Source organism: Stenotrophomonas sp. 71799_Sma, assembly GCF_056482505.1.
On record NZ_CM151202.1, the window covers coordinates 1,741,469 to 1,758,835 of the forward strand.

Genomic DNA, 17,367 nt, shown 5'->3' on the forward strand with positions numbered 1-17,367 from the left:
ATGCTCGGCGCTTCAATGGACCTGAGGTGGTGGCGATGCAGAAGCGATCGAAGATCTGGCTGGGAGGTGCAGCCCTGGTGCTGCTGGCAGGGTGCAACCGGACGCCCTCGGATGGAGAGGTGGCACCGTCTGCGCCAGCCACGGCGGACGAGGCCGCAGCACCGGCCGCCGCCCCAGCGGGTTCAACGGCCGCCGCCGACGGCACCGCACTCACCGACCGCGATGGCAAGCCGGTGCCGCTGGTGCCTTTCGACACCGGCAGCGTGCCGCTGAGCGACACCACGCTGGGTGAGCTGCCGTTCTTCAGCCTGCCGCAGGGCTACGCGCCGCAGAACGCCCCGCACCCGCGCGCCTGGGCGCGCTTCCCGTTCCGGATGGGCGAGGGTGTGCATTGGGCGGAAGGTCCGAGCTGGTCGGCACGCATCGTGACCGACAGTGAGGCGGCCCCCGACAAGGCGTTCTCCGCGCTGGAAGTGCAGCGCAACTTCGACGGCGTGATCACCGCCGCCGGCGGCCGCAAGGTCTTTGAAGGCACGCTGCTGCGCGACATCTACTACGGCCCGCAACTGGAAGGCGAGATCGGGGGTGGCTTCATCGATGCGGTGAACGGTGAACAGGACGCACCCACCACCGTCTACGTGCTGCGCCAGGTCAACCGCACCGTGTGGGTGCAGCTGGCAGTGGACAGCAACGGCGCCGGTCTGGTGGTCGTGGATGACGTGCCGTTCAAGGCCACCGCGCAGTGGTCGGACCGTTTCCCGCACCTGTCCCTGCCGGCCGGCTATCGCGAGCGGAACACGCCCGAGCAGCGTGATTTCGATGCCTTCCCGTTCTGGACCGGAGATCACTTCGAACCGGTCGAGGGCCGCACCTTCGCTGCCGATTTCGACAAGGGCGAGCGCGAATACTCGATGCATGAAGTCCGTCGCAACCTTGAGGCGATGATGGCCCAGGTCAACGGCACCAAGGTGTTCGAGGGGCGCATCCCGCACGAGGCGGCCGAGGGCGTGTCGAAGCAGGTGCAGTCGTCCTACGGCAACGCGGCCAGCTACAGCTGGGACAACTACGACACCGTTGTCTATCGCGTCGATCTGGCTGACGGCCGCCAGGTGTGGGTACATGCTCGCCTCGAATACCTCAGCGCTGGCTGGGTCGTGGTCGAGCGCAAGGGTTTCACCCAGACCGCGGCGCTGCTGCCGGCCGATGCGTTGAAGAAGAAGCTGGACAGCGACGGCCGCGTGGCGATCCAGGTCAACTTCGCCACCGACAAGGCGCAGATCCTGTCGACGTCCGAACCGCAACTGGCGCAGGTGCTGGACCTGCTGCGTGCCGACCCGTCGCTGAAACTGTCGATCGAAGGCCACACCGACAACAGCGGCGCGGCCGCGCACAACCGCAGCTTGTCCGAGGATCGTGCGCGGTCGGTGGTGGCGGCGTTGACCGCCAAGGGGGTCAACGCCGACCGCCTGCAGGCGGCCGGCTTCGGCGCCGACAGGCCGGTGGCCGACAATGGCAGCGAGGAAGGCAAGGCGCGCAATCGCCGGGTCGAGCTGGTCAAGCGCTGAACCACGCCCTCCTCAGTACCGCGCGTCCTTGGGTTTCGGGTCGCGCGGCCAGTCCTTGGCCTTGTTGGCGAAGTCCGGCCGCGGCTGGTTGATGAAGTAGCTGGCGATGTCCACCGCATCCTGGTCGGGCATCACCTGCTGCCCCAGTGGCGGCTCGCGGGTCACCGCCGGCGGCATGTTGTGCTTGACGAAACCGGCCGCCTTGTACAGGCGCGCCATGCCGGCGCCGATGTTGAAGCTGTGGTCGCCCCACAGCGGCGGGAAGGCGATATCACCGCTGGCGTCGCGCCGGCCTTCGCCGTTGTCGCCATGGCAGGCGGCACACTGCACGGCGTACAGCGCCTGGCCACGGATCGGGTCCGGGGTCAGCGTGCTGTCGATGGGGCCCTCGCTGGGGGCGGCCACCTTTGCACCGTCTGGCACGGGACTGCTCAGCCACGCCATGTAGTCGAGCATGGCGCGCATCTGCGGTGAGTCCTTCGGTAGCGGCTTGCCGTTCATTGAGCGCTGCAGGCAGCCATTGATGCGCTCGGTCAGCCCGATCACCTTGCCCGGGCGCGGCATGTAACGCGGATAGGCGCCGCCGCCCGTATTGAAGTAGTGGTTGCCGAACGGTCGCTTGCCCTCGGCCATGTGGCACGAATTGCAGTTCAGATCGTTGCCGACGTTGTCCGGAAGCAGGCGCGCGGTCTCGTTGAGGATGCGGCGGCCAAGCATCACCGATTCGGCATTGCCGAGCCCGGCGATCTCTTCGGCGCTGGGTGCGTGGTAGTGGCCGACCACCTTGCCCTGCGCATCGAGGATATCGATCGTGCTGGCTACGGCGGCATCCAGGTCCGGGTACAGATGGCGATAGGCGAGGGTGCCGGCGCCGGCCAGCAGCACGAGGGTGACCACGCTGCCGATCAGCAGGCGGGAGCGTTTGCGCGAACGTTTCATCGTGCGGCCTCCTGCGGAACGTAGTGCACCGGCTTGTCACGCACCACCCGGCGCATGCGCGCCACGTCGACCTCGCTCACCGCGCTGGCCTGGTTGCCCCAGCTGCTGCGGATGAAGGTCAGGATCTGTGCCAGCTGTGCATTCGGCAGCTGCTCGAAACCGGGCATGGTGAAGGCCATGCGGTCGTGCGGGGTATGCGGCGTGCGGCCGCCGATCAGGGTTACCTGTACCAGCGAGCTGGGATCATCGGCGAACACGATCGAGTTGCCGGCCAGCGCCGGGTAGACCCGTGGCATGCCGCGGCCGTCGGCGCGATGGCAGGCCTGGCAATGCTCGGCATAGGCCAGCGAGCCGGCCACGCGATAGTCGCCACTGCGTAGTGCGGCGGTGGAGGTGTCGGTACCCGGTGACCACTGTGCACTGCGGCCCTCGCGCGCCGGCAGCTGTTTCAGGTAGCGGGCCATCGCCAGCAGGTCGGCGTCGGACAGGTACTGCGTGCTGTGCTCGACCACGTCGGCCATGCCGCCGAAGGCCGCGGAGCGATCGGTGCGTCCGGTGCGCAGGAAGTCGACGATCTCGCCCTCGTTCCAGCTGGCCAGACCGGTTGATTCATTGCGCAGGTTCTTCGCATACCAGCCTTCCAGCACCGAGCCGGACAGGAACTGGCGGCTGCCATCATCGGCCATCGCCTTTTCCTGGAACGCGAGGCCACGTGGCGTGTGGCAGGCGCCGCAGTGGGCCAGGCCTTCCACCAGTTCGGCGCCGCGCTGCTGGCTGGCATCCAGCGACGGATCCGGGTTGAACGTACGCGGGCGTGCGAACAGCAGCTGCCACCAGGCCAGTGGCCAGCGCATGTTGGCCGGCCACGGAATCGTGCTGTCGGCGTTGCCCTGCTTCACCGGCTGCACCGAGCCCATGAAGTAGGCGTACAGCGCCTTGATCTCGGCATCGCTGGCGATCACGTATGAGGCATACGGCATTGCCGGATACAACGGCTGCCCATCGTGACGGATGCCGCGACGGACCGCGCGCTCGAAGTCGGCGTAGTCGTAGGCGCCAATGCCGGTGTCCGGATCGGGCGTGATGTTGGTCGAGTAGATCGTGCCCATCGGCGTCTGCATACCGAGGCCACCGGCGAACGGCTTGCCGCCCGGCGCAGTGTGGCAGGCGGCGCAGTCGGCGGCGCGCGACAGGTACTGTCCCTGCGCGATCAGCGTCGGATCGTGGATGTCGACCTGCGCCGTCTGTCGCGGTGCGAACCAGTAGGGCGTGGTGCGGGCGATGCCGTAGGCGGCGGCAAACGTGGCGGCCAGGGCAATGGCGAGCTTGAGCGAGGTGCGCATGGCGGCACTGTGGGCAATCCCGCGCGCGCGTTCATTGATCCGGATCAATGACTAAACGGATACAGCTTGTACACCAAGCTGAATCGTTCCTGCGTTGTCATCAAGCCGTCATCCGTGCGCGATAGATGACCCACGCCCGCGTCGCTAACCTGCCACGCTGTCGCACCTTTTCCCCGATTGCCCATGAAGCGCCTGCTGCTGTTGTTGCTGGCGTGCGCCGGCCTGTGGCTGGCTGCATGCTCCTCCTCCATCAATGCCTCGTCCACCTCGCTCGCCGACAGGCTGATCGCGCCGGGTGGCGTATCGACGCTGCTCGATCGTCCACGCATTGCCGCGGCCATTGCCGAACTGCCCAACCGCCATGGCTTCGCGCCGGGCCGCGATGGCGTGCCGATCTTCTGGCGTGTATTCGATCCCGGCGATTACGGCGCGCGTTACCACTACCTGCCGCAGCGCCACGAGAACGGCCTGCCGCTGGATACCGGCCTGAGCCTGGCAGTACCGCAGCCGTTCCGCGCGCAGGCCCCGCGCGGCACCGTGGTGCTGCTGCACGGTTGGATGATGAACGGCGATTCGATGCTGCCGTGGTCGTTGCAGCTGGCCGAATCCGGCTACCGCGTGATCACGCTGGACCTGCGCAACCATGGGCAGTCCGGTGCAGGTCCGTCCGGATACGGCACCTATGAATCCGACGACGTGGTCGATGTAATCGGTGAGCTGCGCGCGCGTGGTGAAGTAACCGGCCCGCTGTACCTGTTCGGCGTGTCCTATGGCGCCGCCACAGCGGTATTCACCGCCGACAAGCTCGGTGACCAGGTGGAAGGCGTGGTGGCGATGGAATCGTTCGCCAATGCCGGTGTGGCGATCCGCACGATGATCCCGCACCTGATGGGACTGCAGCCGGAAGGCCTGAAGGCGCAGGCGGTGGCGTCGTACGCGCGCTGGCGCTACGGCGGCCAGGACATCAACCAGGTGATCGCCGCCGCCAGCCGCCGCATCGACGTCGATCTGGACCGCGTGGATGTAGCGCGCGCGCTGGCCGATACCCGCGCCTGCGTACTGCTGCTGCACGGCCAGGGCGACCAGCACATTCCGGTCAGCCAGGGCCGCGAACTGGCGCAGGCCAATCCGCGCGCGCACTACATCGAGATGCGCGGCGAGGACCACATCACCCTGCCGCTGCGACTGGACCTGCTGGCGGGCGTGGTCGATGACTGGATGGCGCGCGACGAGCACCATCCGCAGAGTGCCTGCCCGGCGCCCCAGCTGCCGGCCCAGGCCGAGTGGCTGACACGCAGCTGAGAAAAGGGGACGGAGGGGATTAAGTCGTTTCCCGCACAGCTGGGCCAGAAACGACTTAATCCCCTCCGTCCCCCTTTTTTCTGTCAGGCCACCCGTCTTGCCAGCGAGCGCGCAGACGCCGCGACGCCCAGCAGCAGCGCTGCCACGCACAGGAAGGCGAAGCCGAGGCTGGTAGCGTGTGCGAGTGCGCCGATCGCTGCCGGTCCGGCGAGGATGCCGGCGTAGCCCAGCGTGGTGACCGCAGTGATGGCGATGCTCTCCGGCATCACCCGCTGTTGGCCGGCCATCGAGAACAGCGCCGGCACGATGTTGGCGCAGCCCAGCCCAACCAGTATGTAACCGGCCAGCGCCACCGGAAACGATGGCACCAGCGTGGCCAGGGTGAAACCCGCAGCAGCGGTGATGCCGCCGAAGACCAGGGTGCGGGTCCGGCCGAGGCGCTCGACGATGCCGTCGCCGAACAGGCGCATCGCGGTCATCGCCAGGGTGAACAGTGCAAAGCCGGCACCGGCCTGGTCACGTGGCACCTGCCGCACTTCGGCGAGGAACACCGCGCTCCAGTCCAGCATCGAGCCCTCGGCGAGGAACACCACGAAGGCCAGCACGCCGATGAACAGCACCACGCCATGCGGCAGTGCCAGCAGGGGGCCTTCATGCAGGATCCGTTGCGGGCGCCAGTGCGGTGCCGACAGCACTGCCACCAGCAGCAGTGCGGCCACCGAAACCAACGCGGCCAGCCACAGCGGCGTACCCAGGATCAGCATGCCGGTCATGCAGCCGGCGCCGACGAAGCCGCCGATGCTGTAGAAGGCATGGAATCCGGACATCATCGCGCGCCCGGCGTCGCGCTCGACCGCGACCGCCTGCATGTTCATCGCACAATCCAGTGCACCGACGCCGGCGCCGAACACGAACAGGGCGGCGCCCAGCGCTACCGGAGAGGGCGCCAGCACCAGCAAGGGCAGGGCGCACAGCATCATCGCGCAGGTGATCACCATCACCCGGCGGCATCCCAGCCGCCCGGTCAGCGCACCTGCCAGTGGCATCGCCAGCAGTGAGCCGAGCCCGAGGCACAGCAGCACCGCGCCGAGGCTGGCGTCGGACAGCCCGGCCTTGGCCTTGGCGTAGGGCACCATCGGCGCCCAGGCGGCGGTGGCGAATCCGGGAATGAAGAAGGCGGCACGGGTGGCGTGCTGCTGGGCACGTGGGGATGAAGGCGTCATGCGCGATACGAAGCTCCAAGGATCATTTATGAAAACGTTTTCAAGCGGGATCGGCAAGTGCCATGCATGACATCCAGCGACGCATACGATTGCAGTGACCCGAATGCGTCACCGCTGATTAACGCCAAAGACGGACAGTGGCGACACGGTCGGCATTCCGCCGGCCGCTGCCGGAGATCCGTACATGAGCACGACACCGACCATCCTCCTCGTCCATGGTTTCTGGGGTGGGGCCGCACACTGGGCCAAAGTGATCCTGGAGCTGCATCGCAACGGCCATGACCGCGTGCAGGCGGTGGAACTGCCACTCACCTCGCTGGCCGACGATGCCGGCCGCACCCAGAAAATGATCCGGCAGATCGACGGGCCGGTGCTGCTGGTCGGCCACTCCTACGGTGGTGCGGTGATCAGCCAGGCCGGCAACGAGGCCAACGTGAAGGGCCTGGTCTATATCGCAGCGTTCGCCCCGGATGCCGGCGAGAGCCCCGGTGGCATCACCCAGCAGCATCTGCCGGAAGCGGCACCGAACCTGGCGCCGGACAGTGATGGTTACCTGTGGCTGCGCGCCGACAAGTTCCATGAAAGCTTCTGCCAGGACCTGAGCGACGATGAGGGCCGGGTGATGGCGGTGACCCAGAAGGCGCCGCTGGCCAGCACTTTCGGTGATGCGGTGAGCGACCCGGCGTGGAAGCACAAGCCGAGCTGGTACCAGCTGTCCCGCCATGATCGGATGATCGCGCCGGAAAACCAGAGGGCCATGGCCACGCGCATGCAGCCCAAGCGACTGCTGGAGCTGGATGCCAGCCATGCCTCGCTGGCCTCGCAGCCGAAGGACGTGACCGCACTGATCCTGGAGGCCTGCGCCGCCATCGGCGGCTGAGCCTGCGGCAGCGCGCCGCACCACAGCACACCGCACGACAGCCGGGGCGCAGGGGAGTACACTCCTGCGCCTGCGCCTGCGGCCATCCGGCCGCGTCCCCGTCTTCCCTCCAGCCGCCGCCAGAGGATCCCACTCGATCGTGGAGGTCCCGTCGTGCTGTCTGTGCCTGATGCCCGTATTCCGTCCCCATTGCCGCGTCGCCGTGCGTTGCCGCAGGCGCTTGCTCGGGGCCTGCTGATCACCGCACTGGCCAGCAGCGGCATCGCAGTCGCGCAGTCCGCCGCCGAGCCGGACAAGGCCGCCGAGGCCCCGGCGTCGCAGACCCTGCAGACCGTGCAGGTCACCGCCAACCTGCTCGGCACCATCACCGAGGGCAGCGGCGCGTACACGCCCGGCACCATCGCCACCGCCACCCGCCTGGTGCTGACGCCACGGCAGACCCCGCAGACCATCAGCGTCATTACCCGCGCTCAGATGGACGACTTTGGCCTGAACGGCATCGATGACGTGATGCGGGTGACCCCGGGCATCAGCATCGTCACCTACGACAGCGAGCGCACCGAGTACTACGCACGTGGATTTGCCGTGCAGAACTTCCAGTACGACGGCATCCCGATGTCGCGTGACTCGGCCTATTCGGCGGGCAACACGCTCAGCGATACCGCGATCTATGACCGCATCGAAGTGCTCAAGGGCGCGACCGGCCTGCTCACCGGCATGGGCGATCCGGGCGCGACCATCAACCTGGTGCGCAAGAAGCCGGGCAAGGAGTTCGCCGGCAGTGCGACGCTGGGTGTGGGCCGCTGGGATGACTATCGTGCCGAGATCGATGTTGGCGGCCCGTTGACCGCCGATGGACGCGTGCGCGGTCGTGCGGTGGGCGCCTGGCAGGACAAGCATTCCAATCTCGACTTCTACCAGCGCACCAGCAAGGTGGGCTACGCAGTGCTGGAAGCCGATCTGGGCGAGCGCACGCTGCTGACCGTGGGTGGCGATACGATGGACAGCGACCCGAAGGGCTCGACCTGGGGTGGCATCCCTCTTCTGGACAGTGCCGGCAACTTCAATGACATGCCGCGTTCGTTCAACAACGGCACGCGCTGGAGTGGCTGGCGCCAGTATGTGCGCACCGGCTTCGCCACGCTCGAGCACACCTTCGCCAACGACTGGGTGGCCAAGCTGCAGCTCAACCACCAGGTCAACGGCTATGACGCGGCACTGGCCGGTGCCGCCGCCGGCAATCCCGATCCGTTGACCGGCGAGGGCGTCAGCCTGTGGCTCGGCAAGTACGTTGGCAAGACCGTCAGCAATGCGGCCGACTTCTACCTGAGCGGTCATTTCGGCCTGTTCGGCCGCGAGCATGAGCTGGTCGTCGGTGGCAGCGCCTCGCGCAAGCGCTGGACCAACACCGGCTACGGCCCGCAGGCGGGGTTCCCGGATACCGTGCCGGACTACAGAACCTGGAATGGCGACATTCCCGAGCCGGAGTGGCAGCGCAGCTACAGCAACAACGAAGTGACGCGTGAGAACGGCCTGTACGTGGTCGGCCGCTTCGACGTGGCCGATCCGTTGAAGGTGATCGTCGGCAGCCGCCTGGCCAGCTACCGCTCGCCGCAGACGCGCGAAACCGGCGTGTTCGTACCGTATGCCGGCGTGGTCTACGACCTTGGCGAGCACTATTCGGTGTATGCCAGCTACAGCACCATCTTCAAACCGCATAGCGAACGCGACGAGCAGGGCAAGGCACTGGATCCGCTGGAAGGCCGCAGCTACGAGATGGGCCTGAAGGCCGAGTTCCTCGATGGGCGCTTCAACGCCAGTGCGGCGCTGTTCCAGCTCGACCAGGACAACTTCGCCCAGCCCACTGGTGGCAAGACACCGGACGGGCAGGATGCCTATCGCGCCCTGATGGGCGTGCGTACCAAGGGTTACGAGCTGGAAATGTCGGGCCAGCTGGCCGAGGGCTGGCAGGTGCAGGGTGGGTTCTCGCACAAGATCGCCCGCCAGGCCGGTGCCAAGGTGACCACACTGGAGCCGGAAAACCAGTTCAGCCTGCACACCAGCTACCGCCTGCGCGGCGACTGGAAGGGGCTGACGCTGGGCGGTGGCGCGCGCTGGCAGGATTCCACTTTCGGCGAGATCACCAACCCGGCCACGCAGGCCAAGGTGGTGCATCGCGCCCAACCCTACTGGCTGCTCGATGCAATGGCGCGCTATGAATTCAACGATCGCCTGTCGGCCACGCTCAACGTCAACAACCTGCTGGACAAGCGGTACTACACGATCTTCAGCTGGTACAGCACCTATACTTGGGGTGAGCCGCGCAACGTGCGCCTGGCGATGACGTACAAGTTCTGACGCCGGTGGTGCTGTAGAGCCGAGCCCGCGCTCGGCTGGCTGTCAAACCGCAGCCGAGCATGGCTCGGCTCTACAAATACGCCCGCGATGCTTTTCGGCATCGCGGGCGTTGTCGTTACAGCGGCAGGTCGAACACCAGCACTTCGGCGTCGTTGCCGTTTTCCAGGGTCAGTTGCGCTTCGTCGCTGATCTGCAGTGCATCACCGGCTTCCAGTGTGATGCCATTGACCTGCAGCTGGCCTCGGGCCACCTGCACATAGGCGCCACGACCGTTGCCGAGGGCGTGGTGCAGCTTCTGGCCGCCATCGAGGATGGTGGCGAAGATGCGGGCATCCTGGTGGATGCGCAGCGAACCGTCGGCACCGTCCGGCGAGGCGATCAGGCGCAGCTGGCCGCGCTTGGTTTCCGGTGCGAAGTGGGTCTCTTCGTACGACGGAGTAATGTTCTCCGCGTCCGGGAAGATCCAGATCTGCAGGAAGTGCACGGTCTCGTCGGCGGAGTGATTGAACTCGCTGTGGCTGACACCGCTGCCGGCACTCATGCGCTGCACGTCGCCGTAACGCAGCACCGAACCGGTGCCCATCGAGTCCTTGTGCTCCAGCGCGCCGCCCAGCACATAGGAAACGATCTCCATGTTGCTGTGGCTGTGGGTGCCGAAGCCCTGGCCGCCGATCACCCTGTCTTCGTTGATCACCCGCAGCGGTCCGAAGCTGACGTAGCGGGGGTCGTAGTAGTTGGCGAAGGAGAAGGTATGGCGCGAGGACAGCCAGCCATGCTCGGCCAGGCCACGGGTAGCGCTCTTGCGGATCTGCAGCATGATGGAATCTCCTTGTTCGATGGTTTCGATGGGGCGGGGTTGGCTTGTAGCCGCTGTGTTTCCCCGTTGGAGAGAAGTATCCGCTTGCGATAGGGGTTTGAAAAACGGATAGTTTTGACAGCCATCATCGAAAAATTCGAATGCTCAAACTCAGTCTCGATGCCCTGCAGATCCTGGACGCCATCGACCGCCGCGGCTCGTTCGCCGGCGCCGGCAAGGCCCTGCACAAAGTGCCTTCGACCATCTCCTACACCGTGGCCAAGCTGGAGGAGGACCTGGGCGTACAGCTGTTCGACCGGGTCGGCCCGCGCGCCGAGCCGACTGAGGCTGGCCGCGCGCTGCTGGACGAAGGCCGCCACCTGCTGCGCGCAGCCCGGGAGCTGGAACTGCGGGTGCGCCGGGTGGCGTCGGGCTGGGAGACCGAACTGACCCTGGCGGTGGACTCGGTGTTCCCGACCTGGCTGCTCGGCCCGGACATCGCCGCGTTTCGTGAGGCGGAGGCGCCGACCCGGCTGCGGCTGATCGGCGAGGCCCTGTCCGGCACCTGGGAGGCCCTGCTGGACCGCCGTGCCGACCTGCTGGTTGGTGCGCCGGGCGAGGGTCCCAGCGGCGGCGGTTACGTGGTCGAGCCGCTGGGTACGGTGGAGTTCGTGTTCGCGGTCGCCCCCGGTCATCCGTTGGCTGCAGTGCCGGGCGTGCTCGGACGCGAGCAGCTGGTCGAGCACTGCGCGATCGCGGTCTCCGATTCGGCACGGCGGCTGCTGCCGCGCACGGTCGGTCTGTTGATGGGGCAGGAGATGCTGACGGTGCCGGACATGGCCAGCAAGCTGAAGCTGCAGTGCGAAGGCGTGGGCTTCGGTTTCCTGCCCGAGCCGTGCGCGCGCGCGGCGGTGGCGCGTGGCCAGCTGGTGATCCGCGAGGTGGAGGAGCACAAGCCGGAAGAGACCTTCTGGCTGGCCTGGCGCACCGGCGAGGATGGTGCCGCACTGCGCTGGTGGCGAGAGCGCCTGCGCAGGCCGGAGCTGCTGTCACAGTGGTGGCAGTCAATGGCCAGGGGGTAGGGGTACGGCAGGGCTGCGCCCTGCACCCGCTACGAGCTGGAGCAACAGCAACAGCAACAGCAACAGCAGAAGCTGGTTTCCTGTGGGGAGGCGGGGTGGGTCCGGTTGCGGGGGCCGCTGCAAGTACGTCCATGTAAGCTCGGTCGCCGCATCCATGCGGCTCACGCCCCCGCAACCGGACCCACCCCGCCTTCGACAGAGTCCCGCGATCTGTCGGAACGGCGTACTGCTCTGGTAGGTGTCGACCTTGGTCGACACGGTAGATCCACGCCATGCGTGGATGCTCTTCGATCAATTATCGAAATACTCGAACTCGATGGAGTCATCCACGCATGGCGTGGATCTACCAGATCGCGGAAATCTGTCAGAGGTGGGGCGGCATGGGCAGGCAGGACCGTTGGCGGCATGGATGCCGCCATCGAGCCCCCATGGATGGGTTTACGGCGTGTCCTGCCTGTCCATGTCGCCCCGCCAACCCACGGAATGCCAGCTTTTGCTGTTGCCGTTGCCGTTGCCTTGGCTTGAAGCATCTGCAGGTGCAGGGCGCAGCCCTGCCGAAAAACACACATAAAAAAACAGCAGGCCGAGGCCTGCTGTTTCGGTGTAATGGTGCGCCCGGAGAGATTCGAACTCCCGACCGCCTGGTTCGTAGCCAGGTACTCTATCCAACTGAGCTACGGGCGCCAATTACATAAACTTGTTGTGCTGACTGTGTATGGTGCGCCCGGAGAGATTCGAACTCCCGACCGCCTGGTTCGTAGCCAGGTACTCTATCCAACTGAGCTACGGGCGCGCGGTACACAATCAACTTACTGCTTAATTTTACTGCATTTCCAGCGGCGGATGCTGGAAACCTGTCGAGTGGTGCGCCCGGAGAGATTCGAACTCCCGACCGCCTGGTTCGTAGCCAGGTACTCTATCCAACTGAGCTACGGGCGCCCTGCGACAGGAGCGGAATTATGCGGATGTCGGCGCGTACCGTCAACAGTTTTGTGAAAATTTTCATCCAACTGAATGAAAAAGCTGTCAGCTACGGCCTCCGGCGCCTTCAGCCACGCGAAATGATCGGCGCGCGTGCCCAGTTCCTGCGCGGACAGCACGCGTAGCTGCGCGTCCACATTCGGCAGCTTCGCCAGCAGCGTCTGCATCGATCCGGTCGGTGCCAACCAGTCGTGCTCCATCAACACGGCCTGTGCGCTGCCATGCACGCGCGCCATCTGCGCATCGAGGTCTTCGTCCATGCCGGCCGCGGCGTAGTGGTTGTTCAGGCCAACGCGCGCCCAGTCGGCGATCAGCCCGCGCGCTTCGGTGCCACCGAAGCCGAGGCGCCGACCATGCAGCACGCCCTGGCGTTGCGCGATCCACGGCAGGAAACGATAGACCAGTGGCAGCAGCCAGCCACGCGGTGGCGGGAAGCCGCGCCAGAACGGTGAGCCGCTGGCCGCCAGCCACAGCCGGTTGAAGTGCTGCGGGTTGCGGCCGGCATGCACGCAGGCCAGCTGCCCGCCCAGACTGTGTCCACCGATGATCCAGGGCAGGGCGTCGGCGGCGTCATCGGCTGCGGCCAGGACGGCCTGGCTGGCCGGCAGATCCTGTTCGAGTACCTCGCGATAGCCCCAGTCCTGCGTGCGCGACGGGCGCAGTGAGCTGCTGCCGTTGCCGCGCCACTCATGCAGGTAGACCGCCACGCCCTTCGCCGCCAGCGCCGATGCCAGTGGCAGGTAGTGACGCGCGGCCACGCCCAGCGCTGGCAGCCACAGCAGGCGCGCGATGGGCTGTGCAGGCACGCAGGCGATCACTTCGTAGCGATGGCCGTCGTCGCACTGCACGGCGAGGACGCTCGACGTCAGGCTCATGCGTGCGGTGCCGCGCCGAAGTGATCGAGCACCAGCACCTCGCTGCGGCCAGGCGCGTAGCCCTGCTGCAGGCCGCGCGCAACGTAGTCGATGCCGGCTTCGCAGGCATTGGCCAGGCTCAGGCCGTTGCACAGCTGCGCGGCGATGGCCGAGGCGAGCGTGCAGCCTGTGCCATGTGCGTCCAGCGGCAGGCGGGCGTGGATGAATTCTTCGCTGCTGACGCCGTCGAAGTAGCGATCGATCACGCGGTTGCCTTCCTGCAGGTGGCCACCCTTGAGCAGGACTGCGCCGGCTCCGAGATCGAGCAGGGCAGAGGCAGCCTGTTCGGCGTCATCGCCGTTGCCGATCTTCCGGCCGATCAGGAGTTCTGCTTCCGGGGTATTGGGCGTAACCAGCGTCGCCAACGGCAGCAGGCGTTCGCGCATGGCCTTGAGCGCACTTTCCTCCAGCAGGCGCGCGCCGCTGGTGGCGACCATCACCGGGTCCAGCACCACGTGCGGCGGGCGATGTTTTTCCAGTGCGTCGGCGACGGCATGGATCACCTCGGCGTTGGCCAGCATGCCGAGTTTCACGGCATGGATATCGAAGTCATCGAAGCAGGCTTCGATCTGCGCCTGCAGGAATGCGATCGGTGGCACATGCACGGCGGTGACGCCACGGGTGTTCTGTGCAGTCAGCGCGGCGAACACGGCCAGGCCATGCACGCGGTGCGCGGCGAAGGCCTTGAGATCGGCAGGGACACCGGCGCCACCGCCGGAGTCGGAGCCGGCGATGGTGAGGGCGGAAACGGGAGTGGTCGGGCTCATCAGTTGATTGTGCCGTGGTCCCGCAGGGGAAGGTAGATCCACGCCATGCGTGGATGCCTTTGATTCAATGCCGCCAACGCGCCCACTGCTGGTACACCACATACCCCAGCCCGGTCAGGCCGGTCAGCAGGGCGGGGGCGAGCAGGGCGTCGTATTGCCAGCGCATGAACAACCAGGCGCCGAGGATGCCGCCGCCGAGGAAGCCGCTGATGATCAGGCCGCTGAGGGTCAGCCGCCGTACCTGCAGCGGCAGTCCGCGCAGCAGGTGGCCCAGGCCGATGCCGAGGTCGGTGAACATGCCGCTGAGGTGGGTGGTGCGCACCACCGCGCCACTGAAGGTGGTGGCCATCGCGTTCTGCAGGCCGCAGGCCATGGCGGCGGCCAGTGCGCCCCAGATCTGATGCTGTTCGAACAGCGGAATGGCCACCAGCAGCAGTGCCGATTCCAGCGCCAGCGCGACGCCGTAGCGGCGGCCCAGCTGCAGGGCGCTGTCCTGGATCAGCAGGCCGCTGAGCATCGCGCCCAGCGAGAACGCGATCAGCAGTCCCCACAGATGGCCGACCGCGCGCCAGTCACCCTGCGCAATGGCCATGCCCAGCTGGCTGGTGCTACCGGTCATGTGGCTCACCGCCTGGTGCTCGAAGCCCAGGAAGCCCACCACGTTGACCATGCCGGCCACGCTGGACAGCGCCACCGCGCCGATCCAGACCCAGGTGGGCAGGCGTATTCCCATGCCGCCGCCTCAGGGCGACGGCACTTTGCCGCCGTTGAACTGCAGGTCGCTGAAGGTGCCGGTGGCCGGATCGAACACCGCACCCCAGAACTGCCGGCCGCCATCGCAGACGCGGATCGCCTCGCGGGCGGGGTTGGTGCCGGCGCCTTCAGGCAGGTGGAATGCGTTGATGTAGATCAGCTGCTGGCCACCGCTTTCGATGCCCACGTACTGGCGGTCGAAATCCAGTACGCGCGGCACCTGGGCTTCCAGCGAGGACAGCTTGGCTTCCATCTGGTCCACCTGCTGCCGGCTGGGTGCCCAGTAGCCGCTCACCCGCCCGGCCTCGCGGCCGGGGCTGGTGCGCGAGCAGGTGTCCAGCACCTGCGCGGCGATGGCGGGGCGGGTCACCACCCACGATTGGCCGGTACGCTCGGCGGTCGGCACGCTGGCCGGGCCGCGCGTGGTGGTGCAGGCGGCCAGTGCGGCTGCGAGGGTGATCGCAGCCGTAGGCAGCAGCAGGCGGGTGCAACGGTTCACAACACCTCCGAAGCGTAATCGGCCAGGCGCGAACGTTCGCCGCGGCGCAGGGTGATGTGCGCACTATGCGGCCAGTTCTTGAAGCGGTCCACCGCGTAGGTCAGGCCCGAGGTGGTTTCGGTCAGGTACGGGGTGTCGATCTGCTCGACGTTGCCCAGGCAGACGATCTTGGTGCCGGGGCCGGCACGGGTGATCAACGTCTTCATCTGCTTCGGGGTGAGGTTCTGCGCTTCATCCAGGATCAGGTAGCGCGACAGGAAGGTGCGCCCGCGCATGAAGTTCATCGAGCGGATCTTGATGCGGCTGGCCAGCAGGTCGTTGGTGGCCTGGCGGCCCCAGGTGCCGCCTTCCTGGTTGTGGGTGAGCACTTCCAGGTTGTCGGTCAGCGCGCCCATCCACGGCGTCATCTTTTCTTCCTCGGTGCCGGGCAGGAAGCCGATGTCCTCGCCCACGCTGACCGTGGCGCGGGTCATGATGATCTCGCGGTAACGCTGCTGGTCCATCGTCTGCGCCAGGCCGGCGGCCAGCGCCAGCAGGGTCTTGCCGGTGCCGGCGGTGCCGAGCAGGGTGACGAAGTCGATCTCCGGGTCCATCAGTGCGTTGAGCGCGAAGTTCTGCTCGCGGTTGCGCGCGCTGATGCCCCACACGGCGTGGCTGCCGTGGCGGAAATCATCGACCAGCGACAGCACCACCTTGCCATCGCCGACCACGCGGCTGACGCGCAGTTCGACCTCGTCTTCGCCGGGCAGGTAGACGTACTGGTTCGGGTACCACTCCTCGCCATCCTGCGCGAGGATCTCGTAATGCGTGCGGCCCTTGTCGCTCCAGCTGCGCAGGTCTTCGCCGTGGCGCTTCCAGAAGTCTTCCGGCAGCTCGGTGGCGCCGGTGTAGAGCAGGCTGAAATCGTCCAGCGCGCGGTCGTTCTCGTAGTCCTCGGACACGATGCCGGCGATGGCGGCCTTGATCCGCAGGTTGATGTCCTTGGAAACGAACACCACCGGCAGGTCGGGGGTTTCTTCCTTCAGCGCCAGGATCGCGCCGAGGATGGCGTTGTCCGGGATGACCTTGCCGAAGCTCTTGCCCGCATCAAAATGGCTGGTCTGGAAGCGCAGCTTGCCGGCGCTCTGCTTGCCGCGCAGCTGCAGGCCGTTCGGGCGCTGCAGCGGAATGCCGTCGGCCAGGTTGTCCAGGCCCGATTCCTGCACCAGCTCATTGAGGAAGCGGCTTACCTGGCGGGCGTTGCGGCTCGCTTCGGAGGTGCCCTTCTTGCCGTTGTCCAGCTCCTCGATCACCTGCATGGGCAGGTAGACGTCATGTTCCTCGAACTTGAACAGCGCGGTGGGATCGTGCATCAGCACGTTGGTATCCAGCACGTAGATGCGCTTGCCTCGGGTCATCGTCATTTCCTGGTTACGGACAGGGAAAAACCACCATGACCTGCTGCAGGGCAGGGTGGTGGCGGACACAGTGGGCAGTGGGACTCACTTGGACTGGGAGGCCTTCAGTTCGGCGAGAACGGCATCGGCATGGCCGGCAACCTTGACCTTGCGCCAGGACTGCACGATGCGGCTGTCGGGGGAAATCAGGAAGGTGCTGCGTTCGATGCCACGTACCTGCTTGCCGTACATGTTCTTCATCTTGATCACGTCGAAGGCGCCGCACAGCGCTTCGTCGCCATCGCTGACCAAGGGGAAGTTGAAGCCCTGCTTGGCACAGAAGTTGTCGTGCGACTTCACCGAGTCGCGCGAGACACCGAGTACCACCGCGCCTGCCTTCTTGAATTTGGGCAGAAGTGCGTTGAAGTCGATGCCTTCGGTGGTGCAGCCGGGGGTGCTGTCCTTGGGATAGAAGTACAGCACCAGCCAGTGGCCGGCGTAGTCGCCGAGAGTGGCCTGTTCGCCACCGGACAGCGCCAGCGGCAGGGAGAGGGTGGTGCTGTCCAGGGTATCGCCGTTGTTCATGAGG

Annotated in this window: 15 protein-coding genes and 3 tRNA genes; 5 read left to right on the forward strand and 13 right to left on the reverse strand. The window is 66.5% G+C overall.

What is annotated here, in order from left to right:
* Window positions 1-35 precede the first annotated feature (35 nt).
* Complete coding sequence (locus ACZK4Z_RS08095; RefSeq protein ID WP_478451350.1) at window positions 36-1,565, forward strand: OmpA family protein; 1,530 nt, start codon at window positions 36-38, stop codon at window positions 1,563-1,565.
* A gap of 12 nt (window positions 1,566-1,577) precedes the next feature.
* On the opposite strand, the gene ACZK4Z_RS08100 is transcribed toward ACZK4Z_RS08095, so the two are convergent.
* Window positions 1,578-2,504 (reverse strand): c-type cytochrome, encoded by a 927-nt coding sequence (locus ACZK4Z_RS08100; protein WP_478451351.1) that lies wholly within the window; start codon window positions 2,502-2,504, stop codon window positions 1,578-1,580.
* Window positions 2,501-3,847, reverse strand: coding sequence for a c-type cytochrome (locus ACZK4Z_RS08105; RefSeq protein WP_180838742.1), 1,347 nt, complete (start codon window positions 3,845-3,847; stop codon window positions 2,501-2,503). Before ACZK4Z_RS08105 ends, ACZK4Z_RS08100 begins: the two co-directional genes overlap by 4 nt.
* A gap of 183 nt (window positions 3,848-4,030) precedes the next feature.
* On the opposite strand from ACZK4Z_RS08105, the gene ACZK4Z_RS08110 reads away from it, so the two are divergent.
* The gene (locus tag ACZK4Z_RS08110) at window positions 4,031-5,149 is read left to right on the forward strand and encodes an alpha/beta fold hydrolase (RefSeq protein WP_049400454.1); all 1,119 of its coding nucleotides are present in this window, start codon (window positions 4,031-4,033) and stop codon (window positions 5,147-5,149) included.
* An 83-nt stretch (window positions 5,150-5,232) separates the two neighbouring features.
* On the opposite strand, the gene ACZK4Z_RS08115 is transcribed toward ACZK4Z_RS08110, so the two are convergent.
* Window positions 5,233-6,372 (reverse strand): MFS transporter, encoded by a 1,140-nt coding sequence (locus tag ACZK4Z_RS08115; RefSeq protein WP_253146036.1) that lies wholly within the window; start codon window positions 6,370-6,372, stop codon window positions 5,233-5,235.
* Between the two features lie 184 nt (window positions 6,373-6,556).
* Between ACZK4Z_RS08115 and ACZK4Z_RS08120 the strand changes: the two genes are divergently transcribed.
* A complete protein-coding gene (locus tag ACZK4Z_RS08120) occupies window positions 6,557-7,252 on the forward strand; it encodes an alpha/beta hydrolase (RefSeq protein WP_253146035.1) in 696 nt (231 codons plus the stop codon).
* A gap of 153 nt (window positions 7,253-7,405) precedes the next feature.
* Window positions 7,406-9,610, forward strand: a complete 2,205-nt coding sequence (locus ACZK4Z_RS08125) for a TonB-dependent siderophore receptor (protein WP_478451352.1) — start codon at window positions 7,406-7,408, stop codon at window positions 9,608-9,610.
* A 115-nt stretch (window positions 9,611-9,725) separates the two neighbouring features.
* Here ACZK4Z_RS08125 and ACZK4Z_RS08130 read toward each other — a convergent pair whose 3' ends face one another.
* On the reverse strand, window positions 9,726-10,427 hold the full coding sequence (locus tag ACZK4Z_RS08130) for a pirin family protein (protein ID WP_478451353.1): 702 nt from the start codon (window positions 10,425-10,427) through the stop codon (window positions 9,726-9,728).
* Window positions 10,428-10,567: 140 nt separating this feature from the next.
* On the opposite strand from ACZK4Z_RS08130, the gene ACZK4Z_RS08135 reads away from it, so the two are divergent.
* On the forward strand, window positions 10,568-11,488 hold the full coding sequence (locus tag ACZK4Z_RS08135; protein ID WP_049461318.1) for a LysR family transcriptional regulator: 921 nt from the start codon (window positions 10,568-10,570) through the stop codon (window positions 11,486-11,488).
* Between the two features lie 607 nt (window positions 11,489-12,095).
* Here ACZK4Z_RS08135 and ACZK4Z_RS08140 read toward each other — a convergent pair.
* The 9 genes from ACZK4Z_RS08140 to ACZK4Z_RS08180 all read right to left on the reverse strand — a co-directional run bounded on the left by ACZK4Z_RS08140 (window position 12,096) and on the right by ACZK4Z_RS08180 (window position 17,363).
* A tRNA-Arg gene (locus ACZK4Z_RS08140) sits at window positions 12,096-12,172 on the reverse strand.
* Window positions 12,173-12,204: 32 nt separating this feature from the next.
* Window positions 12,205-12,281 (reverse strand) — tRNA-Arg (locus ACZK4Z_RS08145).
* Window positions 12,282-12,350: 69 nt separating this feature from the next.
* Window positions 12,351-12,427 (reverse strand) — tRNA-Arg (locus ACZK4Z_RS08150).
* Window positions 12,418-13,344 carry an alpha/beta hydrolase family protein gene (locus ACZK4Z_RS08155; RefSeq protein ID WP_478451354.1) on the reverse strand — a complete coding sequence of 309 codons (927 nt, stop codon included), beginning with the start codon at window positions 13,342-13,344 and terminating at the stop codon, window positions 12,418-12,420. The genes ACZK4Z_RS08150 and ACZK4Z_RS08155 overlap by 10 nt, the downstream gene beginning before the upstream one ends.
* Window positions 13,341-14,150, reverse strand: coding sequence for a bifunctional hydroxymethylpyrimidine kinase/phosphomethylpyrimidine kinase (gene thiD, locus ACZK4Z_RS08160; RefSeq protein ID WP_049423499.1), 810 nt, complete (start codon window positions 14,148-14,150; stop codon window positions 13,341-13,343). The genes ACZK4Z_RS08155 and thiD overlap by 4 nt, the downstream gene beginning before the upstream one ends.
* 64 nt (window positions 14,151-14,214) lie before the next feature.
* Window positions 14,215-14,883 carry a YoaK family protein gene (locus ACZK4Z_RS08165; protein ID WP_478451356.1) on the reverse strand — a complete coding sequence of 223 codons (669 nt, stop codon included), beginning with the start codon at window positions 14,881-14,883 and terminating at the stop codon, window positions 14,215-14,217.
* Between the two features lie 9 nt (window positions 14,884-14,892).
* On the reverse strand, window positions 14,893-15,402 hold the full coding sequence (locus ACZK4Z_RS08170; RefSeq protein WP_313142211.1) for a hypothetical protein: 510 nt from the start codon (window positions 15,400-15,402) through the stop codon (window positions 14,893-14,895).
* The gene (locus ACZK4Z_RS08175; RefSeq protein ID WP_108764766.1) at window positions 15,399-16,799 is read right to left on the reverse strand and encodes a PhoH family protein; all 1,401 of its coding nucleotides are present in this window, start codon (window positions 16,797-16,799) and stop codon (window positions 15,399-15,401) included. Before ACZK4Z_RS08175 ends, ACZK4Z_RS08170 begins: the two co-directional genes overlap by 4 nt.
* 84 nt (window positions 16,800-16,883) lie before the next feature.
* The gene (locus ACZK4Z_RS08180; RefSeq protein ID WP_032128846.1) at window positions 16,884-17,363 is read right to left on the reverse strand and encodes a peroxiredoxin; all 480 of its coding nucleotides are present in this window, start codon (window positions 17,361-17,363) and stop codon (window positions 16,884-16,886) included.
* Window positions 17,364-17,367 lie beyond the last annotated feature (4 nt).

Excerpts from the sequence above, each read along its gene's own strand:
- thiD (WP_049423499.1), bottom strand. The coding sequence starts at position 14,150 with ATGAGCCCGACCACTCCCGTTTCCGCCCTCACCATCGCCGGCTCCGAC.
- ACZK4Z_RS08120 (WP_253146035.1), top strand. The coding sequence starts at position 6,557 with ATGAGCACGACACCGACCATCCTCCTCGTCCATGGTTTCTGGGGTGGG.
- ACZK4Z_RS08175 (WP_108764766.1), bottom strand. The coding sequence starts at position 16,799 with ATGACCCGAGGCAAGCGCATCTACGTGCTGGATACCAACGTGCTGATG.
- ACZK4Z_RS08130 (WP_478451353.1), bottom strand. The coding sequence starts at position 10,427 with ATGCTGCAGATCCGCAAGAGCGCTACCCGTGGCCTGGCCGAGCATGGC.
- ACZK4Z_RS08115 (WP_253146036.1), bottom strand. The coding sequence starts at position 6,372 with ATGACGCCTTCATCCCCACGTGCCCAGCAGCACGCCACCCGTGCCGCC.
- ACZK4Z_RS08135 (WP_049461318.1), top strand. The coding sequence starts at position 10,568 with ATGCTCAAACTCAGTCTCGATGCCCTGCAGATCCTGGACGCCATCGAC.
- ACZK4Z_RS08100 (WP_478451351.1), bottom strand. The coding sequence starts at position 2,504 with ATGAAACGTTCGCGCAAACGCTCCCGCCTGCTGATCGGCAGCGTGGTC.
- ACZK4Z_RS08110 (WP_049400454.1), top strand. The coding sequence starts at position 4,031 with ATGAAGCGCCTGCTGCTGTTGTTGCTGGCGTGCGCCGGCCTGTGGCTG.
- ACZK4Z_RS08095 (WP_478451350.1), top strand. The coding sequence starts at position 36 with ATGCAGAAGCGATCGAAGATCTGGCTGGGAGGTGCAGCCCTGGTGCTG.
- ACZK4Z_RS08155 (WP_478451354.1), bottom strand. The coding sequence starts at position 13,344 with ATGAGCCTGACGTCGAGCGTCCTCGCCGTGCAGTGCGACGACGGCCAT.
- ACZK4Z_RS08105 (WP_180838742.1), bottom strand. The coding sequence starts at position 3,847 with ATGCGCACCTCGCTCAAGCTCGCCATTGCCCTGGCCGCCACGTTTGCC.
- ACZK4Z_RS08180 (WP_032128846.1), bottom strand. The coding sequence starts at position 17,363 with ATGAACAACGGCGATACCCTGGACAGCACCACCCTCTCCCTGCCGCTG.
- ACZK4Z_RS08165 (WP_478451356.1), bottom strand. The coding sequence starts at position 14,883 with ATGGGAATACGCCTGCCCACCTGGGTCTGGATCGGCGCGGTGGCGCTG.